This window comes from Oleiphilus sp. HI0066 (assembly GCF_001635725.1).
This window is the reverse complement of sequence record NZ_LWFH01001347.1, coordinates 1-1379: the sequence shown is the minus strand read 5'-3', so window position 1 is coordinate 1379 and position 1379 is coordinate 1. Positions and strand designations below refer to the sequence as shown.

Here is a 1379-nt window from a genome sequence, read left to right as displayed (position 1 = left end):
CCTTACCGTCGTACCTTAGTCACTCAAAAATTTGGTCCCTTCCAGTCGCAAAAGAATAACTCAGAAAACGGTTATGAATCAGTTCTGCTTGAAGGGAAAATGAATCTAGGTAAGCAAGAAGCTGCGATTCGTTATGTTACGTGGTTTTTGAATAATGATAATTACACGAGACCGTCACCAAGCGAGCTCAGTCTCCCAACATTTCTCGTGAGTGAAAAACAGGCGGTTGATGCGATTACAAGGTCGCTTGAACAGTATCGTTCACCCAAAGGAAAAGCGCTGGCTTTGTTAGATATGATGAATACTGATGAGCCGAGCATGCTGGTTCTATTAGGTGAGAACGCACGCTTAAGTAAGCGCATAGAGCTTGCGCAAAAATTACTAGCTTACTCGGGTGTACATAGCAAAACTGCACAAGGCTTGATGCTGCGTGATCGCAAACGCAACACGCCTATTCAGCAATTTTTAAGGGTTTACGAACAGGACGCGTGGCATACCATCGATGCCTTAGAAGAGTATGTAATTCAGCCTAACCGACTAATTTTGTTCCAAGAGGGCGATGAGCCGCTTATTGAAATTTACGGAGGTCGAAATGCGGAACTTCGTTTTTCAATGCTCAGAGAGTATCGCAATGCGCTTGCCACGTCGGTAGAGAGTCAAGGGATCGCAGATAGCTTGTTTATCGACTTTTCAATTTATTCNTTACCGATTTCTGAGCAAAGCACTTTTAAGTTGCTATTGATTATTCCCTTGGGCGCTTTGGTTGTTGTTATTTTTCGAAATCTAATCGGCATCAGAACGTCCGGGACGTTTATGCCGGTATTAATAGCCATGGTGTTTTTGCAGACTGAGCTCATTGTCGGGCTGACGCTGTTTGTCTTGGTGATTAGCATTGGCTTGTTACTTCGATCTTGGCTAAGCCGTCTGAATTTACTGCTGGTGCCAAGAATCGCGTCAGTACTTGTGTTTGTGATTATTATTTTTGCAGCTATTGGTATTGCGAGTCATAAACTTGGTATCCCATGGGGGCTTAAAGTGACGTTTTTCCCTATGATAATTACCGCATGGACGGTTGAGCGTCTTTCTATTCTTTGGGAAGAAGAAGGTCCAAGAGAAGTCGGGATTCAAGGCTTAGGTAGTTTGCTCACGGCAGTAGTGAGCTATATTTTGATGAGTAATACCTACGTTGCAGATTTTGTTTTCTTATATCCCGAAAGCTTATTACTAGTATTGGCGGCGATTTTAGCGATAGGAAATTACAACGGCTATCGCTTAAGTGATTTAAGACGCTTTAAATCGATTTTGGAACATCGTTGATCATGTTTGGTTTTGCCAGCCCTAAACGTCTAAAACAATGCGGCATCATCGGAATGAACCGC

Annotated in this window: 1 protein-coding gene; it reads left to right on the top strand. The window is 43.0% G+C overall.

Annotated features, from left to right (window positions below; translation table 11 throughout):
• On the top strand, positions 1–1317 hold a 1317-nt coding region (locus tag A3738_RS20275; protein WP_068763808.1), incomplete at its 5' end, for a 7TM domain-containing protein.
• Positions 1318–1379: the final 62 nt, after the last annotated feature.